The following is an 18,191-nucleotide window of genomic DNA, read 5'->3' on the forward strand; positions in this document are numbered from 1 at the left end:
GCTCGCGTTCATGGGCAGCGCGGGCGGCTTTCTCGCGCCGGTGCTGCTGTCGACCGGCCAGGGCAACCACGTCGCGCTGTTCAGCTACTACGCGCTGCTGAACGCGGGCATCTTCGCGATCGCGTGGTTCAAGGCGTGGCGTCCGCTGAACCTGCTCGGCTTCGTGTTCACATTCACGATCGGCTCGGCGTGGGGCGTGACGGCTTATCGCCCCGCGCTGTTCGCGAGCACCGAGCCGTTCCTCATCCTGTTCTTCCTGATGTATGTCGGCATCGCGCTGCTGTATGCGGTGAAACGCGAGCTGGCACTGCGGCATTACGTGGACGGCACGCTCGTGTTCGGCACGCCGATCGTCGCGACCGCGCTGCAGGCGTCGCTCGTGAAGGACATGCCGTTCGGGCTCGCGTGGAGCGCCGTCGCGCTGTCGGCGTTCTACGTCGTGGTCGCCGCGTGGCTCGCACGGCGCCGCGACCGCCTTGCGCTGCTGTTCGAAGCGATGCTCGCGCTCGCGGTGATCTTCGCGACGCTGGCCGTGCCGCTCGCGTTCTCGGGCCCGACGACCAGCGCCGCATGGGCGATCGAAGGCGCGGCCGTGGTCTGGCTCGGCGTGCGCCAGAAACGCCTGCTGCCGTTCTGCTTCGGCCTGCTGATGCAGGTCGCCGCGGCCGGCGCGTTCTTCACGAGCCTGCTCGGGCCCACCGACGCCAACGCGTTGCCGGTGCTCAACAGCCCGTATATCGCGATGCTGCTGATCGCGCTCGCCGGCCTGTTCACCGGCTGGTGGCTGCACGGGCGCGGCGAAGCGCGCGCATGGCACGCGTGGATGCCCGAGATCGGCGCCGCGGCCGCGGCGTGGGGGCTGCTGTGGTGGGTCAGCGGCGGGCTGCACGAGATCCTCGTCTACGCGAGCCATCACGTCGACCTGCATGCCGACCGTTTCGTCGTCGATACGACCGCGCTGTTCGCGGCCGGCACCGCATGGCTCGCGTACGTCGCACGCCGCCGGCTGGCATGGCCGCTCGCCGAATGGCCGGCGCTCGCGCTGACACCGGTGCTGGCGCTGCTCGCGTTGCGTGTGTTCGATGCGCATGAAGCGCCGCTGTCGGGCCTGGGCGCGTTCGCGTGGCCCGTCGCCGTCGGCGCGGGCCTTGCGCTGCTGTGGCGCCAGTCGCGCGGCACGGACGGCGCCGATACCGCGAAGGGGGCGGTGCCCGGCGTCGTGCAATCCATCGCCGCCGGCGTGATCGCGCCGCTGCATACGCTGATGTTCTGGACCCTGTGCGTGCTGCTGTCGCTCGAAGGTTTCTGGCGCCTGCGCGCATTCGTGCCCGAAGGCGCGTGGAGCTGGAGCGCGTGGGCCTACGGCTTCGGCGCGCTGCTCCTGCTGGTGTCGGGCCCCGGCTCGCGCCTGCGCTGGCCCGTCGCTGCGTTCCCTCGCGCGTACCAGGTGTGGGGCGCGGCGCCGCTCGCCGCGCTGCTGTGGCTGTGGAGCATCGCGAGCATCATCAGCGACGGCGACGCTTCGCCGCTCTTCTGGCTGCCGCTGCTCAATCCGCTCGACATCGCGCAGTTCCTCGTGTTCGTCGCATTCGCCGCGTGGCTGCGCCGCCTGAAGACGCTCGGCATCGCGTGGCATCCGCGCGTCGTCGACTATGCGGCGATCGCGACCGTGTTCCTGTGGTTCAACGCGCTGATGCTGCGCACGCTGCATCACCGCTTCCACCTGGCCTACGACATCGACACCGTGCTGTCGTCGTTCGGCATCCAGCAGGTGTTCATGGTCGGCTGGAGCGTGTTCGCATTCGCCGGGATGTGGCTGACGCGCCGCGACGGCATCGCTCGCGTGTGCGCGCTCGCGTCGCTGCCGCTCATCGTCGTGATGTGGGTGTGGACCTTCTACGCGAACTTCACGCAGGACGGCGGAAGCTGGGCGCGCGTGCCGCTCTTCAACCCGCTCGATCTCGTGCTTGCGGTGGTCTACGCGCTCGCCGCATCGTGGTTCGTCCGTGCGCGCAAGCTCGGCTGGGCGTTCGACGCCTATCGCGTCGAACTGCTGAGCGCGGCCGGCGCGACCGTGTTCCTGTGGCTGAATGCGATCCTGCTGCGCACGCTGCATCACTGGACCGGCGTGCCGTACGAATTCGGCGCGATGGCGGAATCGACGCTCGTGCAGGCTTCGGTATCCGTGTACTGGACGGTCTGCGCGCTCGCGACGACGATATGGGCCACGCGCCGCGGGTTGCGTCCGCTGTGGTTCGTCGGCGCCGCGCTGCTTGCGCTCACGGTCGTCAAGCTGTTCCTGTTCGACCTGTCGCACGTGACCGGCATCGAACGCATCGTGTCGTTCATCGGCATCGGCGTGCTGCTGCTGTTGATCGGCTATTTCTCGCCGCTGCCGCCGAAGGCCGCTGCCCAACGGGACGACCGGCAATGAAGCGACTCGCCGCCCTGCTCGGATTGAGCCTGCTCGCGTCGTTCGCCGCGGCCGACGGTGCACCGGACGCCGAGCGCGTCGCGCAGCGCTTCTCGCTCGACCTCGACGGCAGCGCCGCGTACTACCAGCTCACCGTGCCGCAGCCCGTGTATGCGACCAGCCGGCGCGACGATCTCGGCGACGTGCGCATCTTCAACGGCGCGGACGAGCCGGTGCCGTATTCGCTCGACGCACCGGCTGCGGCCACGCCCGCCGTGCCGCGGTCGCGCGCGCCGGTGCACTGGTTCCCGCTGCCGCCGGTGCGCACCGACAACGGCAACGCAACGCTCGGGGTGACGGTCGGCCCGGACGGCTCGCTGCGCGCCGCCGTCGCCACGCCGCCGCCCGCAAAACGCGGCGCGGATCTCGTCGACCTGTCGCGTGCGGACGGCAGCCTCGATGCGCTGCTCGTGCACGTGGGAGACGACAGCTACCAGGGGCGCGTCACCGTCGACGCGAGCAACGACCTGCGCAGTTGGCGATCGCTCGGCAGCACGCAGTTGCTGAAGGTCGGCCACGGCGACGACATGCTGGTGCAGGAACGTATCGCGCTCGAAGGCGCGACGCCGCGCTACCTGCGGCTGGACTGGCTCGACGGCGCGCCCGCGATCGCGTCGATCGACGTCGAGACGCATCCGCGCGACGCGCGCGGAACGGACACCGCCTCCGTACCGCGCCAATGGCGCGACGCCGCACGCGTCCGGGCCGGCGGCGCGCCCGGCGAGTATCTGTTCGACACCGACGGCGCGTATCCGGTCGATCGCGTGCGGATCGACCTGCCGCAGCCGAACACCGTCGCGCGCGCGACGCTGCAGAGCCGCGCCGACGCGCAGGCACCGTGGCGCGACGTCGCGAGTGCCGTGCTGTTCCGGCTGCAGGGCAAGGGCGGTGAGCAGCGCAACGCGCCGCTCGAGTTCGCGGCGGACACGGATCGCGCGTGGCGGATCGTCGTCGACATGCGCAACGGCGGGTTCGGCGGCGGCCAGCCGGCCGTCGCAATCGGCTGGCATCCGGCCGCGCTGACCTTCGTCGCGCGCGGCGCGCCGCCGTTTACGCTCGGCGTCGGCGACGCGTCGCTCGTGTCGTCGGCCGTGAGCCGCGATGCGTTGCTGGTCGGCATGGCACCCGAAGTGCGGCCCGCACGCGTCGGCGCGGCGCTGCCGGTAGCGGCGGTCGCGCCGGCGCCCGCCGCCGATACGGACGCGACGCGCCGCTACGTGCTGTGGGGCGCCCTGATCGTCGCGGTCGGCGTGCTCGGCACGATTGCATGGCGTCTCGCGAAAGGCGGCGGCGAGCCGCGCGACCGCGACGAATGATGCCGCGCGGCCACCCCGTTCGCGGGTCGGACGTCTTTACGCGCCGTTTATCCGGCGCGCCTGTTTCTTTCGACGGCCGCAACGCATAACTGCGTACAGTCGTTGCATCGGAACCACGATGCGACGACATGCAGGAAACCTATTCATCGCATGACCAGCCGGCGCCGCGTACACGCCCGGCGCTACCGCTCAAGCGGCTTCTGCTGCTCCTCCCGATCGCGCTGTCGCTGTCGGCCACGCTCCCCGCGCAGGCCGACGACACGCCGGCGGCGCCGGTCACCGCCGCGAGCGCGCCCGATACATCGCTGCCCCCGACCCTCGACACGATCGTCACGACGCTACGCAATCGCTTTCACATCGCGTATGCCGAAGCGCGCACGATCGCCCGAGCGGTGCAGACCGAATCGGATCGTTACGGGCTCGCACCGGCGCTGCTGCTCGCGATCATCGCGGTCGAATCGGGCTTCGATCGCCATGCGGTCAGCGTCGTCGGCGCACGCGGGCTGATGCAGGTACTGCCCACCGCTCATCGCGACCTCGTCGCGCATGTCAGGGACCTGTCCGACCCGGCGACCAACGTGCGGATCGGCGCAGCCATCTTTCGCGGCTATCTCGACAATGCGGACGGCGACGTCGAAACCGCGCTCGTGCGCTACAACGGCGGCACGAAGCGCTATGCGCAGCGCGTCGCGTTGCGCGTGCAGCAATTCGATGCGCAGCTGCACCGTTCGACCGGCGCGGCGGCCGACGAACTGCGGACGGCCGCGAACCCTTGAGCATACCGAGCTACGCGGCGCCCGCGAGACGATAGCCGACACCCGTCTCCGTCACGATGTACTCGGGCCGCCGCGGATCGCACTCCAGCTTGCGCCGCAGGTGGCCGACATACACGCGCAGGTCATGCGCATCCTTGCCGTGCGCCACGCCCCACACCTCGCTCAGCAGGCGGTCGTGCGTGAGCTGCCGTCCCGCATGATGCGCGAGTACGGCCAGCAACCGGTATTCGATCGGACTCAGATGCACGCGCGCACCGCCGCGCAGCACCTGGCGCTCGCCGAGATCGACGGTCACGTCGCCGAAGCGCACGCGCATCGCATCGATGCGGCCGCCGCTCGCCTGCCGCCGCAGGTGCGCCCGAATCCGCGCGATCAGCTCGGCCGCGCCGAACGGCTTGGTCAGGTAGTCGTCCGCGCCCGCATCGAGCGCGGCGACCTTGTCGCTTTCCGCGTTCAGCGCCGACAGCACGATCAGCGGCGCGGCCGAGCACGCACGCAGCGCACGAATCAGTTCGGTGCCGCCGAGATCGGGCAGATTCGTGTCCGCGACGATCAGGTCCGGACGGCGTGCGGTGACGGCCGCCACGCCCGCCGCGCCGGTCCCGGCCTCGCAGACGTGCATGTGTTCGGCCTTCAGCGCGACACGGACGAAATGCCGGATGAACCTGTCTTCGTCGACGATCACGATGACGACGGTCGGTTCGCTCATGCGGCAGCGCCTCCGTCCGGAGTGTCATGCGGACTGTCGCGGCCGGCATTGTGCGCGTCCACGTTCAGGCCCATCCGCATGCAACCAGCACCATGTCGATCAGCTTGATGAACGGGAACGGCAGCAGCACGCCGCCGAGGCCGTAGACCAGCAGGTTGCGGCGCAGCAGCGACGCGGCGCCGAGCGGGCGATAGCGCACGCCCTTCAGCGCAAGCGGAATCAGCGCGACGATGATCAGCGCGTTGAAGATCACCGCCGACAGGATCGCCGACGCCGGCGACGTTAGGTGCATGATGTCGAGCACACGCAGTTGCGGGTAGGTCGTCGCGAACGCGGCCGGAATGATCGCGAAGTACTTCGCGACGTCGTTGGCAATCGAGAACGTCGTCAACGAGCCGCGCGTCATCAGCATCTGCTTGCCGATCTCGACAATCTCGATCAGCTTCGTCGGATTCGAATCGAGGTCGACCATGTTGCCCGCTTCCTTCGCCGCCTGCGTGCCCGTGTTCATCGCCACCGCGACGTCGGCCTGCGCGAGCGCCGGCGCGTCGTTCGTGCCGTCGCCCGTCATCGCGACGAGCCGGCCGGCCGCCTGGTGTTCGCGGATCGTCGCGAGCTTGGTTTCCGGCGTTGCCTCCGCGAGGAAATCGTCGACGCCCGCTTCCGCCGCGATCGCCGCCGCCGTCAGCCGGTTGTCGCCCGTCACCATCACGGTCTTGATGCCCATCTTGCGCAGCTCCGCGAAGCGCTCCTTGATGCCGCCCTTCACGATGTCCTTCAGCTCGATCACGCCGAGCACGCGCGCGACGCTGTCGCGTCGCTCCGCGACCGCCAGCGGTGTGCTGCCGCGACGCGCGATGTCGGTCACGACCGCTTCGATCTCGCGCGTGACGCGGCCGCCGTGAGACTCGACGTAGTGCACGATTGCGTCGGCCGCGCCCTTGCGGATCTCGCGGCCGGGCAGATCGACACCGCTCATCCGCGTCTGCGCGCTGAACGACAGAAAGACGGCATGCAGCGCCTGCATGTCGCGCTCGCGCAGATTGAAGCGCTGTTTCGCGAGCACCACGATGCTGCGGCCCTCCGGCGTTTCGTCGGCGAGCGACGACAGTTGCGCGGCGTCGGCCAGCGCTTCCTCGGTCACGAACGGCGCGGGCACGAACGCCGACGCCTGGCGGTTGCCGAGCGTGATCGTGCCGGTCTTGTCGAGCAGCAGCACGTCGACGTCGCCGGCCGCTTCCACCGCGCGGCCCGACGTCGCGATCACGTTCGCCTGCATCATCCGGCTCATCCCGGCCACGCCGATCGCGGACAGCAAGCCGCCGATCGTCGTCGGGATCAGGCACACGAGCAGCGCGACGAGCGCGGTGATCGTCACCACGTGGCCGGCCTTCATCGCTTCGACCGCGAACGTCGAGAACGGCAGCAGCGTCGCGGTCGCGAGCAGCATCACGATCGTCAGCGCGACGAGCAGGATCGTCAGCGCGATTTCGTTCGGCGTCTTCTTGCGCTTCGCGCCTTCGACCATCGCGATCATCCGGTCGAGGAACGCCTCGCCCGGATTGACGGCGACCCGCACGACGATCCAGTCGGACAACACGCGCGTGCCGCCCGTCACCGACGAGAAGTCGCCGCCCGATTCGCGGATCACCGGCGCGGATTCGCCGGTGATCGCCGATTCGTCGACCGACGCGACGCCTTCGATCACATCGCCGTCGGCCGGAATCGTGTCGCCGGCTTCGATGAGCACGACGTCGCCCTTGCGCAGGTCGGTCGATGCCATCACCTCGACGGCGGCCTGCGCATGCGGCGCCGCGAGCTTTTTCGCGACCACGTTGTGTTTCGCGCTGCGCAGCGACGCGGCCTGCGCCTTCGAGCGCCCTTCGGCAAGCGCTTCGGCGAAGTTCGCGAACAGCACGGTGAACCACAGCCACAGTGCGATCGCGACGATGAAACCGGCGGGCGCCTCGGCCTGGCCGAACAGCGCGGCGATCCACAGCAGCGTGGTGAGGATGCTGCCGACATACACGCAGAACATCACCGGGTTGCGGAACTGCGTGCGCGGTGTGAGTTTCTTGAACGAGTCCACGATCGCCGGGCGCACGAGCGCCGGATCGAACATCGAACGCACGGCCGTGCGCGCATGGCCGGAATGCTCCGGGCGCTGGCCGGTCACGGGTGCGAGAGACATGGCGGTTTTCCTTTTGCCGGCGCAGCGGCGCGGCGGCACCCGGCGTCGGTCAGACGAGCCGGCTGCCTTCACGCTTTCGCGCGTGCGGCTTCCGTTTCCACGCAACCATCTTATGAAGGTTCGCGTGAAGATCGCGGCAAAGGATCGCGTCGGAGCATAAAAAGCGCGTAAACGTCGGTTTCGCCGCGATGCGGCGAGGGTGTCTCATGGGCCGTACACGAGCGGAAGCGCCACACTCCGCTCACGCGACGTTACGCGGTCAAAGCAGGAAAGCGAGTCAGGGCGCGGCGCTCAGCCGAACGTGTGGCGCCCATGCTGGCGCGGCCGCCACGGCGACGAACGGCAGCTCGCGGCACCGGCCGCGCGGCGCGCGGCCAATCCGGCGCCACGGCGCACGCGCAGGTCGCGCCGGGCCACCGTGGCAATGCGCGACGGCAGTGCAAACGCCAGGCGCCGCACGGCCGCCATGCGCGCAGCCAGCCGCGACGCCGGCGACATGCGGCGCACGACATGTGCGACAGGCCGCTTGCAAAGGATCGCGCTGTCGTAGCGCTTGCCGGCGAAGCGCATCACGTCGACGACATCGAAACCCTGCGCACCGTAAAACGCCAGCAGATGCGAAGCGGGATGCGGCGTATCCAGCGCGAGCAGCGTATAGCCGCGCAACGCGGCCCACTGCTCGGCGAACGACAGCAGCAGCGCGCCGATCCCGCGGCTCTGGCAATCGGGATCCACGGCCACCTGGCGCACGCTCGCGACGCCTTCCCGGCGGTACAGCGAGCAGGCCGAAGACGGATCGGTGCCATACAGCGTGGCCGTGCCGATGACGCGCCCGCCGCACACGGCGACATAACACTCGCCCGCTTCCGCGCGGCGGTGCGTGACGTCTTCGTCCTGGTCCACGCACGTGCAGTTGAGCCCCATCGCGCCGAGCCGCGCGAACGCGCGATGCAGCATCGGCGTGAGTTGCGCATAGCTGTCGACTGCCGGATCGAAACGCCGTACGACCACCCGGTCGGCGCACACGGAAGGCGGCGCAGCGGGGAGACGTTCGGCCATCGCGTTCCAGGGTATCGACATCGCAGTGCTCCGTGGTTGGGATGCTCGAAGTCTATGAGCGCGCCGACCGCCCTCGCAAGAAAAAATGTCGTAAAAGTTTGGGGGAATGCGTGCGGAAGAAGCGGTGGAAACGGTACGTACGGCCGCTCCGCATGCATCGTTGTGGACGCACGAAAGAACGCCGATCGTTGTTCGCGCAAGCAACGTATCCCGCAAGTGCATCGAGGCCGGACCCGCTCGCCGTTGACACATGCGGCGACGCCATCCAGACTCGCTGCTCCCCCACCGCACCGAGAGCGCTCATGATCACCTGCTTCCTTCGTTACGTCGTCGATCCGTACAAGCTCGACCAGTTCGAAACCTACGGCAAGATGTGGATTCCGCTCGTCGAGCAATTCGGCGGCACGCATCACGGCTACTTCCTGCCATCCGAAGGCGCGAGCAATATCGCGCTCGCGATGTTCTCGTTCCCGAGCCTCGCCGAGTACGAGCGCTATCGCGAACGCTCGAAGGACGATCCGGCCTGCCAAGCCGCATTCCGCTACGCAGAGGAAACGCGCTGCATCGTCAGCTACGAGCGCAGCTTCTTCCGGCCGGTGTTCGAGTAACGGCCCGAGCATCGCGCCCCTGCTCCCCATCGGAACAAAATAAAAGTACATCGCGGATTTCCGGGGGAACGCGAGGCTGACCGTCGACGTTCCGCAAGTTGCGGTCACCTGCGCGTCCCTGCGGACTCAACTCGTCGCTACCACACGTTGCGTCATCGGCAAACACGGACGTTCACCATCACGATGGCGGCGTTGCACGCCGAACGTCGTTTTCATTCGTCGCCACACGTCACGTCAACACCGCATCTCCCGATTCCCTCTGAGGAAATGGAGGGCACACCCAAAGCGAATTAGCCTGACAAATCCCTATGCGTTAACGCTGAATATCGGTAGTAGACCGGACTCTAGTAACCAATGACGCGCACCGTTAACCGATTCATGTACAGAGTCGGTTTCTCTGCCGAAAATCTTTGGAGTCTCGCTACGACCTGCTATGACCATCAAGTTAAAACTTCAGATTTTGATGCTCGTCACGCTGATGGCCATCGGGGGCGGTATCGCTGTGACGTCGTTCGGATTCGGTTCCGTGAGCGATGCGGAGGCGGCCTCGCATCGCCGGGAGACGCAGGTGCGCGGCATAACGGAAATCAAGGCAAGCGCGCTATCCACGGTCGAGCTTGACCCGGCGTCGGACGATACCAAGAAGATCTTTTCCGAAGCAGAACGAAACATTGGCAAATGGGCCGAGATCGTTGGCCCGCTGTTCGATTCCGTGGATCAACAAGCAAGGCTCAAGACGCTGCGCGCCCAATGGAATGCGTACGACCAGAAATCACGACAGCTGATCGAACTGGCTGCCCGTGATCCCAAGGCGGCCAACGATCAGGTCGGTTCGCTCTACCACAACGACTTTCAGCCGCTCAGTGCGTCGATCGAGGCGACCATCACGGAAGTAGGAAATCGTGGCCAGCAAGCCGCGGAACTTGCCGACCGCGTCAGCACGAATGCGGTCAGGACGGTCATGACCGTATTGGTCGTGGCGATGGCGATTGTCGTCGGATGGATTCTCCTGCTGTCCCGTTCGATCCAGCGCGCGCTGGGCGGCATCCAGGGGACGTTGCAGCAAGCGAGCGAATCACTCGACCTGACAAGGCGTGCGTCCGTTCAGGGTAAAGACGAAATCAGCCAGACGGCTGCTGCTTTCAATCACCTGATGGGCCGGATCGCCGAGGTCATGGGCGCGGTGCGGGACTCCGCGGAATCGGTGAGCACGGCTTCGAAGCAGATTGCCGCAGGCAATGTCGATCTGTCGAGCCGCACGGAAGAGCAGGCCGCTTCGCTTCAGGAGACGGCTGCGAGCATGGAGGAGTTGACCGGCACGGTGCGACAGAACACGGAGAATGCGCGGCAGGCCAATGGGCTGGCGCAGTCATCCGCGACCGTCGCGGTCAGGGGAGGCGACGCGGTGGGCGAGATGGTCGCGACCATGGGAGAAATCAACGCCAGCTCGGCGAAGATCGTCGACATCATCGGCGTGATCGACGGGATCGCTTTTCAGACCAATATTCTCGCGCTCAATGCCGCGGTGGAGGCCGCCCGCGCAGGCGAACATGGCCGGGGTTTCGCGGTGGTAGCCACCGAGGTGCGCACGCTCGCGCAACGCTCGGCGGCAGCGGCCAAGGAAATCAAGACGCTGATCGAAAATTCGGTGCGCAAGGTCGAAACAGGCACAAAGCTGGTCGACCAAGCGGGCAACACGATGGAGGAGGTCGTGACCAGCATCAAACGGGTGACGGACATCATGGGAGAAATTGCCGCAGCCTCCGATGAGCAAAGCAAGGGAATCGATCAGGTTGGGCAGGCAGTCACGCAGATGGACGAAGTCACCCAGCAGAATGCGGCTCTGGTGGAACAGGCTGCCGCAGCGGCGCAGTCGCTGGACGATCAAGCGAGGAAGCTGCACACAGCGGTCAACGTTTTCAAGCTCTAGGCTCGGCATGTTGCGTGCGCCAACACGCGCAACACGGCTTTCCCGCGATGAACAAAAAAAAGCCCCGCCAGCATCCGCCCGGCGGGGCCAACCCATGTCAGTAGAGACATCATGGAGGAGACGGGCCCATCTTATCGAGCGCGGCGTACCGTCCCAACCAAGCATTTCTGCTATTGATCTGCGCGGCCACGCACACGATTGCCCCCGCTGCACGGCATATCGATAGAACGAAAAGTCGTTTTCAGAGTGGCAACGGGGTCGTTACCATCTGGTTTTAAGCCTGTGCTTAGCCGGGCAAGCCATCCCCGAGGAGCGCCCCTTGACTGCATTCGATCAACACCGCCGCCCGTTCGTCGTCGGCATCGGCGGTACCACCCGGGCCGCGTCGTCCACCGAACGCGCGCTGTCGTTCGCACTGCGCGGCGCGCAAGCCGCCGGCGCTCGCACGCGCCTGTTCGACGGCCCGTTCCTGCATACGCTGCCGCACTACGCCCCCGAACACAAAACGCTGACCGACGCGCAGCGCGAACTGATCGACGCCGTGCGCCAGGCCGACGCGATCATCATCGCAACGCCCGGTTATCACGGCGGCGTCTCCGGTCTCGTGAAGAACGCGCTCGATACGCTCGAGGAACTGCGCGCGGACGATCGCCCCTATCTCGACGGCCGCGCGGTCGGCCTGATCGTCACCGCCTACGGCTGGCAGGCGGCCGGCACGGTGCTGACGTCGCTGCGTTCGATCGTCCATGCGCTGCGCGGCTGGCCGACACCGTTCGGCGCGACCGTGAACACGCTCGAAACGCGCTTCGAAAGCGCCGACAGCTGCTCGGATCCGAAGGTCACCGCGCAACTCGAGACGGTCGGCGCGCAAGCGGCCGAGTTCGCGCTCGCGTTCGCGTCGCATCGCGCGGCCACGCATGCGGCTTCGGTCGACGCGCTCGCACCCGTGCTGAAGATCGCCAACCACCCGTAATCCCCCCGCATTCCGCCGCCCGCGTCCGGCCGACCCGATTCGCCGCACGCGGGCGGTGCGTCTTCGGACGCGCGGCGATGTGCCGTGCGTGCCGCCGCTTCGCCGCCGTGGTCCTTTCCCTGCGTACCGCCCCGATAACGATTCAGCCTGCTGCGTGATTTGCATTGCCCGAAAGATTGGTTCACGCGGCCGGCGGGTTTTCGTACGCTGAAAGTCCGAACTTTCTCCGCACACGCCATGAACCGTACGATCCGCTACAAGGGCTATGAAGTCGCCCCCGCTGCCGCCCGGTTGCCGAACGGGCTGTTCGCCGCCAACCTGACGATCGAGCGGGCGGGTGGCGGGCCGTCGCCGCGCTCCGTGTCGTTCGACGCCATCGATTTCTTCTTCGAAGAGGAACACGCGCTCGCCTACGCGTCCCGCTGGGGCCGCCTCTGGGTCGACACGCACGTGTGACGCGCGCCTGGCCGGCGTGCTATCGTTTGTCAATAAAGTTGAGCGGTGTACATGAATAAAATCAATGGCTTGCAAAAAACTTTGCCATGATTGCTCGCTTCATTTTGCCATACAAGGTGAGCAAAAGCCGCTGAATTGACAAGAAATACGAGCACTCGCTAATAGGCTTGATTCTTCCCAAGATGGGGCGGTCTATCGATCGATTTTCGTCAAGATAGGCCGAGCACTATAGCGGAAGTGGCCTCCCACGCCACCTCCGCTCACAACTCTAGTCGGCGGGACTAGCATTGACCGGAACCATCATCAAATGCGTCAAGGCTTCCGCCACTTGTCCGGCTTCCCGGCACTCGTAGTACGCACCCGCTCCACCAGCACAGGGCCGCTCGGGTTGAGTTCGCGTGCACGTTCAATCGCTTCGCGTTGCGTCGTGGCAGTTGCACTTGCCCGTTGCGAATTCGGACGACGAACTGCGTAATCGCCTTCATCGAGGCGACGCTCAACAAAGATCTTGTTGGTCATTGGTCTACTCCGTAGCTGATTGAAGTTGCTTACCGGTCAGGAAGCGCAAGCAAGTTGTCGGTCCAGCGCCCATCGGCGACCGTTTGCACATACTTGGTCCTCCCGTTGTTGTTGACGTGTACCCATGCTCCTTGTCGTTGAGGGTTGCGATCCGGGCACCAGACGGAATTGTTCCCCTGACGCTCGATGTACGAGACCATTTGATCGCGAGTGAAAACCCCGCTTTCACCGACAGCTCGATCGCCGTCCCACACTTGCCACCACAGATGCGTGATGTGTTCGTGGCCTGCACCGCCGCCCATCCGTTTCGCTACGCACTTCAAAGTCCTTGCCATGGTTGGCACCTCTTCAAAAATTGAGGAACGCGCCAACAAAATGTTCGGAGTAGGCGCACAAAAAATATAGGCGCCTCGAATTCACTTGTCAAGCATGAAAAGTGCGCCTACTCTGAACATCGGGTAGTCAAGAATGGGGGGCCCCTACCCATTCGCGTGACGCGTTCCCATCATCGGCCGCCAGCGAGCGTGCGATCTATACAGGAGAGTGAAGTGGCAACCCCCTTGGGCGAAAAGATTCGAGCCGAGCGCAAACGTTTGAAATTGACACTGGATGCGCTTGCCGAGAAGACAGAGTCAAGTAAGAGCTACATTTGGGAGTTAGAAAATCGCCCCGTAGTGCGCCCGTCTGCAGACAAGATCTCTAAGATTGCGGCGGTGTTGGGCGTGACAGTGGAATTCTTGCTGGACGATGAGAAGCAGGAAGCATCGCAATCGGATGTAGACGAGGCTTTTTTCAGGCGTATCGGTCGCCTTGATGCGACTAAACGTGCCCAGTTGGAAAAATTTCTCAAGGCGATAGACGACGATGAGTGAGCCGACGACGCCAGCCGCGTGGGGTATCCAGTTGTCGAAATTGTGGACGCAAAGTGGTCAATCTTTCCCGGTCGACGTACAGGTGCTCGCGCTTGAGGTAACCAAGGCCAAATTTTCGGACCCGGTTGGCGTCATCAAGCCTCACGGTGTTGCCGGCATCGACGGCATGCTCTCAAAGAGAAAAAGCAAGGGCGACTGGTGCATCTCATATGACGCGGCGGTAACCATCCCCGGACGTATCAATTTCACGCTGGGGCACGAACTGGGCCACTACTTTTTGCATCGAGCGATGCGCGATACCTTTACGTGTGGCCAACTCGAAACGATGGGCTACAACGAAGGGGAGTCGAAAAAGCAGGAATCGGAAGCCAACAAATTTGCGTCGTTCCTGCTCATGCCAGCGGACGATTTTCGGCAACAAATTTCCGGACAGCCGATTACGGTTGATCTGCTCGGCCACTGCGCTTCTCGGTACGACACATCGTTCACCGCCACCACATTGAAGTGGCTGGACATCACGGACGAAGCAGCCATGCTCGTGGTTGCGCGGGATGATTTCATATGCTGGAGCTACCCCAGTGCCCGCGCATCGAAGTTGGGCTGCTACATGCCTCCAGGAGCACCCGTACCCTCCGCGTCAGTCGAGCGCTTGGCAGAAGCAAATGCCGCGAGAGACCGGATCGTTACGGTGCCCGCAGGCGTGTGGCACCCATCGTTCGAAGCAGAAGAGTCTCTGATCGTCTCCGACCAGTTCGACCTCGCCATCTTCTTGGTTCGATTTGTGTCGCCTGGACATATCGAACATGCCGAGGATGCGCCCTCTGACGCGGCCGACTTTCTGACTGAACGAGCGAAAGGATTGAACTGGACGCGCCAATAGCTTAGTGCGTGTTCTACCGTATCGCCACAAATTACAAAGGAAACCGGAATGTTCGATCCAATGTTGCCGAATCGAGAGATGTTCATCCAGGACCCAGCCGGGTACAGCCTCTCCGGATGGAGCCGTTGGGCGATGCTGGCCGCAGCCCATGGTGCTGACGTCGATCCGACCAATGCTCCCAGCAGCGACGATCTAAAGAGTCCGATTTTGTGGCTGACTCAAGCCGAGGCGATGGCTCAGGCAGCGGTAACGCTCGTAAAACAGCAACCGAATTTCGACAACATGCCGACCGAACTGCGGGGAATTTGCGATTCTCAGTACTGCGCAGTCGCCCTCATGTTAGTTGGTTATAGCTTGGAAGTCTGCCTGAAAGCGATGATCATCCTCCGCGCAGGAGTTGCCGCGTACTCTGAAGCTGAGCGTGACCACAAGCATCACGAACTTCATCGTCTCGCGAATTTTATCGATGACCTCTCCCCCAAAGAACTAGCAACACTTGAACTTCTCACACACTTCGTATATTGGGCGGGCCGCTATCCCGATCCGGGCCAGAAGGGTATTGGCAAGCACGACAAGATATTCCAGATATCAGAAGAGAATCGGATTACTGCACACGATCTATTTGAAGTCGCAGCGAAGGTGATGTTTCATGTCAAGAAACTCGTCGGTGCTTGAAACTGCCCAGTTCAGACGAGCCCACTAATTTACGAGCGATGTACTCGAAGGGCAGGCGTGACAGTGTTCATCACAATCTTCTCAAGTATGCCGATACGTCAAACCTTTCCGAAGTCGGACAGGGTAACCGGCTTGAGTGCGGATACGCCGTATGAGGGACGCGAGATCGTGGGGTGGCCAATCGAAGTTTACAGCGGGGGGCGGTGTGTCGTTCGGGACAACACCCTGCAGGTCGAGGCCGGTACCGGAGTCCATATGTCCGTCCCGGTCATTCTCCGCCTGATCGAGGAATTTCCGTCAATCGAGATATTCAGCCCTCGCTGCCGAGGTCATGGTCGGCGATGCGCCGGAAGCCCTCACTTTCGGACCGGGGAGAGAAAACACCGGAGTGGCCCCGTTCACTGGGCACTTTTACCGTCTGCCATCTGCGTGCACGGCCGTCAATGCATGCCGCCGGTTGCCAGAAGCATTTCCCCCGTCATCCAACGAGCCTGATCGGAAGCAAGGAAGACAGCAATGTCTGCGACGTCGTCGGGCTGCCCCGCACGCCCGAGGACCGTTCTGGCAATCATGTCGGCCTCGGCATCCGAACCGGGAAAGCCGGCGCTGCGTGTCCCCTCAGTCACCACATAGCCCGGGTTGATCGAGTTCACGCGAATTTTTCGCGAACCCAGCTCGTGAGCCAGAACACCGGTAATCGCATCAACTGCGGCCTTGGTGCCTGTGTAAACCACGCTCCCCGCTCGCGGGACGTGGGACGCGGCCGACCCAATGTTGATGATGCTCGCGCCCTCGGCGAGATGCTTCACTGCAGCCTTCGTTACCAATAAAAGTCCAAGCACATTGGTATTGAACTGACGGTGGAACTCCGCTTCCGACACCTCTTCTATGGGGCCAAACGCATAGACTCCGGAATTGTTCACCAAGATATCGAGGCACCCGAATTCATCAATGGCTGCGATCGAGGGAGGCGGTGGTTCAGGCGATGGAGACGTTGCTGCTGGACCTCATGGGTCTACGTCAGCCGAACGAGCATCCGGTGCGAACAGTCCAGCGTATTGGAATGGATCGACGCGCACATCGAAGATGCGCGCTGGGTTTCCTTATGAGTCTTCCCAAAGCGTGTGGAAATGCCGATGCTGATCGGCTGGCCTGGATTGCCCGTGTTCACGCGGAGACAGAACGGCTGAACCTGCCGCTGCCGGCCGGCGTGACCGTACGGAATTTCTTTCGGCGACCGACCAATGCACGATGGTCTGACCATCTTCAAATCGCGCTCGATCTCGGTCTTAGATGCGCCAAGATTCACGAGGCGAAAGGTCGTGAATATGGCGCCGTGTGTGTCGTGATTCCACCCAATCGTGCCCCTGAAAATCGAGGGGAGGCCCTGTTTGAATCGTGGGAGGCCCGCACCGATTCAGAGGCCAAGCGCGTCCTCTACGTTGGCCTGACGCGCGCCCGGCATTTGGCTGCACTCGCGGTGCCAGTCGCCTTCGCCGATCGTTGCGTTGCCCTGTTAGCCGCTGGTCAAGTGCCTCACACAAGAAGGGACCTATACGCGGTCCTGCTCAAGGGGGCCTCGACCGTTATGCCTGCGCCGCATAAAGCCGACTTCCGGGGAGGCGATCGATGCAATCTCGTGCTCAGGATGGGGCACGGAGAATCCAGATTGCCTCCAGTTTATATCGTGAGAGCGAACGGCCGTTCATCGCCGAACTGGGTCAGACGATCTGACGCTGTCTGTTTGGCCTAGTCCAGCCTTATACATCTAATTGCCAGGTAAATCTGGTTAGATCGTGCCCATGATCAGCGATCGTGGGCACGATCTAACGTGATCCACACGGAATTCTCCAACCTCTCACATCATGCTCCACGCGCGCGTGAATCGGGGACTGGCCGCGCCGAGCCGCTTACTTCCTCTGGCACCACACGTCCGGAGCTATACATGCATGGGATCTGCTGTGCAAGATCTCGCCAATCGCGACCGAACAACTTATCCATATCGAGTCCAACGTAATGCACAATCGACGAACGTTCGGATGGGATACTTCTGAGGTAACGCCCAACGAACATCGGCGCTAACTCTGGTATTCCGAGATCCGATACTCCTCCCCTTCGAACCCTCTCATGAAACCATCGCTGGAATACGATCATCTGATTTGCGATCTCATCGCAAATAGGACTAGACGGCGCCGTATGCAAGGGCGTCGCACAATGGTAGCAAAATGAAGTCTCCCATGTCGCCACTTGACCTGGCCTGCATGGGAATTTCCAAGTTAAATCGACCCTCCTCCCGCAATGCACACAAGCGTCGAATAATGGGCAACGATGGATTTCGCATACAAAGCTATACGCGAACCTCCACGAGATTCTGAAGTGAGATATTTCATCCCCCTTCAAACAAGCCGGACAATATCTATATATTGGGCGAGATTCATAAAAATCGTTAATCAAGCAAGAAAATCTCGTGTTCCCTAGAATGGTGTGATCGAGGTACGTCGCCTCATCGAGGTCCTCCATATTGCACATCGTAGTCGAGGCGATCCTCAGTAGAATAGGCCGGCCGATCGGATAGAAATCAAGAGCTGACGCGGGAGCTTCGATTCCCCACCTACGGATCAAACTGCCCGGCTTGATCCCATGATGCATGCATACGCGGTGAACCCACCCGCTTAACGCTTCATCTGGCATGATAGAAGGGGATCCTATCAACCGGGGGGCTGGATAGACGTCAATCTTTACGTTTCTACCCCA

At 63.6% G+C, this 18,191-nt stretch carries 17 protein-coding genes and 1 pseudogene; 11 read left to right on the top strand and 7 right to left on the bottom strand.

The window, feature by feature from the left end:
* The 3 genes from VL15_RS34245 to VL15_RS34255 all read left to right on the top strand — a co-directional run.
* Positions 1-2,434 (top strand): DUF2339 domain-containing protein (locus tag VL15_RS34245; RefSeq protein WP_048251231.1); only part of this gene is annotated, 2,434 nt, incomplete at its 5' end.
* Positions 2,431-3,789, top strand: coding sequence for a DUF3999 domain-containing protein (locus tag VL15_RS34250; protein ID WP_048251232.1), 1,359 nt, complete (start codon positions 2,431-2,433; stop codon positions 3,787-3,789). The genes VL15_RS34245 and VL15_RS34250, both read left to right, overlap by 4 nt.
* A 128-nt stretch (positions 3,790-3,917) precedes the next feature.
* Positions 3,918-4,565: a lytic transglycosylase domain-containing protein gene (locus tag VL15_RS34255; protein WP_080971043.1), complete on the top strand. Its 648-nt coding sequence runs from the start codon at positions 3,918-3,920 to the stop codon at positions 4,563-4,565.
* A 10-nt stretch (positions 4,566-4,575) separates the two neighbouring features.
* Here the strand turns inward: VL15_RS34255 and VL15_RS34260 are convergent, their stop codons facing one another.
* The 3 genes from VL15_RS34260 to VL15_RS34270 all read right to left on the bottom strand — a co-directional run bounded on the left by VL15_RS34260 (position 4,576) and on the right by VL15_RS34270 (position 8,545).
* Positions 4,576-5,274, bottom strand: a complete 699-nt coding sequence (locus VL15_RS34260) for a response regulator (RefSeq protein WP_048251233.1) — start codon at positions 5,272-5,274, stop codon at positions 4,576-4,578.
* Positions 5,275-5,338: 64 nt separating this feature from the next.
* The gene (gene kdpB, locus VL15_RS34265; protein WP_048251262.1) at positions 5,339-7,396 is read right to left on the bottom strand and encodes a potassium-transporting ATPase subunit KdpB; all 2,058 of its coding nucleotides are present in this window, start codon (positions 7,394-7,396) and stop codon (positions 5,339-5,341) included.
* Between the two features lie 360 nt (positions 7,397-7,756).
* Positions 7,757-8,545: a GNAT family N-acetyltransferase gene (locus VL15_RS34270; RefSeq protein WP_048251234.1), complete on the bottom strand. Its 789-nt coding sequence runs from the start codon at positions 8,543-8,545 to the stop codon at positions 7,757-7,759.
* A 281-nt stretch (positions 8,546-8,826) separates the two neighbouring features.
* On the opposite strand from VL15_RS34270, the gene VL15_RS34275 reads away from it, so the two are divergent.
* The 4 genes from VL15_RS34275 to VL15_RS34290 all read left to right on the top strand — a co-directional run bounded on the left by VL15_RS34275 (position 8,827) and on the right by VL15_RS34290 (position 12,491).
* Positions 8,827-9,132, top strand: a complete 306-nt coding sequence (locus VL15_RS34275) for an NIPSNAP family protein (RefSeq protein WP_048251235.1) — start codon at positions 8,827-8,829, stop codon at positions 9,130-9,132.
* 433 nt (positions 9,133-9,565) lie between these two features.
* Entirely contained in the window at positions 9,566-11,062 is a 1,497-nt protein-coding gene (locus VL15_RS43720) for a methyl-accepting chemotaxis protein (protein WP_048251236.1), read from the top strand.
* 319 nt (positions 11,063-11,381) lie between these two features.
* Positions 11,382-12,035, top strand: a complete 654-nt coding sequence (locus VL15_RS34285) for an NADPH-dependent FMN reductase (RefSeq protein WP_048251237.1) — start codon at positions 11,382-11,384, stop codon at positions 12,033-12,035.
* Between the two features lie 237 nt (positions 12,036-12,272).
* A complete protein-coding gene (locus tag VL15_RS34290; RefSeq protein ID WP_048251238.1) occupies positions 12,273-12,491 on the top strand; it encodes a hypothetical protein in 219 nt (72 codons plus the stop codon).
* A gap of 312 nt (positions 12,492-12,803) precedes the next feature.
* Here VL15_RS34290 and VL15_RS41060 read toward each other — a convergent pair whose 3' ends face one another.
* Together VL15_RS41060 and VL15_RS41065 are read right to left on the bottom strand one after the other, a co-directional pair.
* On the bottom strand, positions 12,804-13,010 hold the full coding sequence (locus VL15_RS41060) for a DUF2188 domain-containing protein (protein ID WP_077179465.1): 207 nt from the start codon (positions 13,008-13,010) through the stop codon (positions 12,804-12,806).
* A 29-nt stretch (positions 13,011-13,039) separates the two neighbouring features.
* On the bottom strand, positions 13,040-13,345 hold the full coding sequence (locus VL15_RS41065; protein ID WP_011547010.1) for a DUF3892 domain-containing protein: 306 nt from the start codon (positions 13,343-13,345) through the stop codon (positions 13,040-13,042).
* A 213-nt stretch (positions 13,346-13,558) separates the two neighbouring features.
* Here VL15_RS41065 and VL15_RS34295 point away from each other — a divergent pair, with 213 nt between their 5' ends.
* Genes VL15_RS34295 through VL15_RS34305 form a run of 3 tightly spaced genes read left to right on the top strand, consistent with a single transcriptional unit; the run spans position 13,559 to position 15,437 of the window.
* Positions 13,559-13,882 carry a helix-turn-helix domain-containing protein gene (locus VL15_RS34295; protein WP_011547009.1) on the top strand — a complete coding sequence of 108 codons (324 nt, stop codon included), beginning with the start codon at positions 13,559-13,561 and terminating at the stop codon, positions 13,880-13,882.
* Positions 13,875-14,762: an ImmA/IrrE family metallo-endopeptidase gene (locus VL15_RS34300; RefSeq protein WP_011547008.1), complete on the top strand. Its 888-nt coding sequence runs from the start codon at positions 13,875-13,877 to the stop codon at positions 14,760-14,762. The genes VL15_RS34295 and VL15_RS34300 overlap by 8 nt, the downstream gene beginning before the upstream one ends.
* 48 nt (positions 14,763-14,810) lie before the next feature.
* Positions 14,811-15,437 carry a hypothetical protein gene (locus VL15_RS34305; RefSeq protein WP_011547007.1) on the top strand — a complete coding sequence of 209 codons (627 nt, stop codon included), beginning with the start codon at positions 14,811-14,813 and terminating at the stop codon, positions 15,435-15,437.
* A gap of 440 nt (positions 15,438-15,877) precedes the next feature.
* On the opposite strand, the pseudogene VL15_RS34310 reads toward VL15_RS34305, so the two are convergent.
* A pseudogene (locus tag VL15_RS34310) lies at positions 15,878-16,393 on the bottom strand (SDR family NAD(P)-dependent oxidoreductase); the annotation flags it as partial.
* Between the two features lie 29 nt (positions 16,394-16,422).
* On the opposite strand from VL15_RS34310, the gene VL15_RS41075 reads away from it, so the two are divergent.
* Entirely contained in the window at positions 16,423-17,190 is a 768-nt protein-coding gene (locus tag VL15_RS41075; protein ID WP_080971050.1) for an ATP-binding domain-containing protein, read from the top strand.
* A 110-nt stretch (positions 17,191-17,300) separates the two neighbouring features.
* Here VL15_RS41075 and VL15_RS34315 read toward each other — a convergent pair whose 3' ends face one another.
* Positions 17,301-18,128: a TniQ family protein gene (locus VL15_RS34315; RefSeq protein WP_048251239.1), complete on the bottom strand. Its 828-nt coding sequence runs from the start codon at positions 18,126-18,128 to the stop codon at positions 17,301-17,303.
* Positions 18,129-18,191: the final 63 nt, after the last annotated feature.

Origin of the sequence: Burkholderia cepacia (assembly GCF_001039005.1) — a bacterium.
GTDB lineage: Bacteria > Pseudomonadota > Gammaproteobacteria > Burkholderiales > Burkholderiaceae > Burkholderia > Burkholderia theae.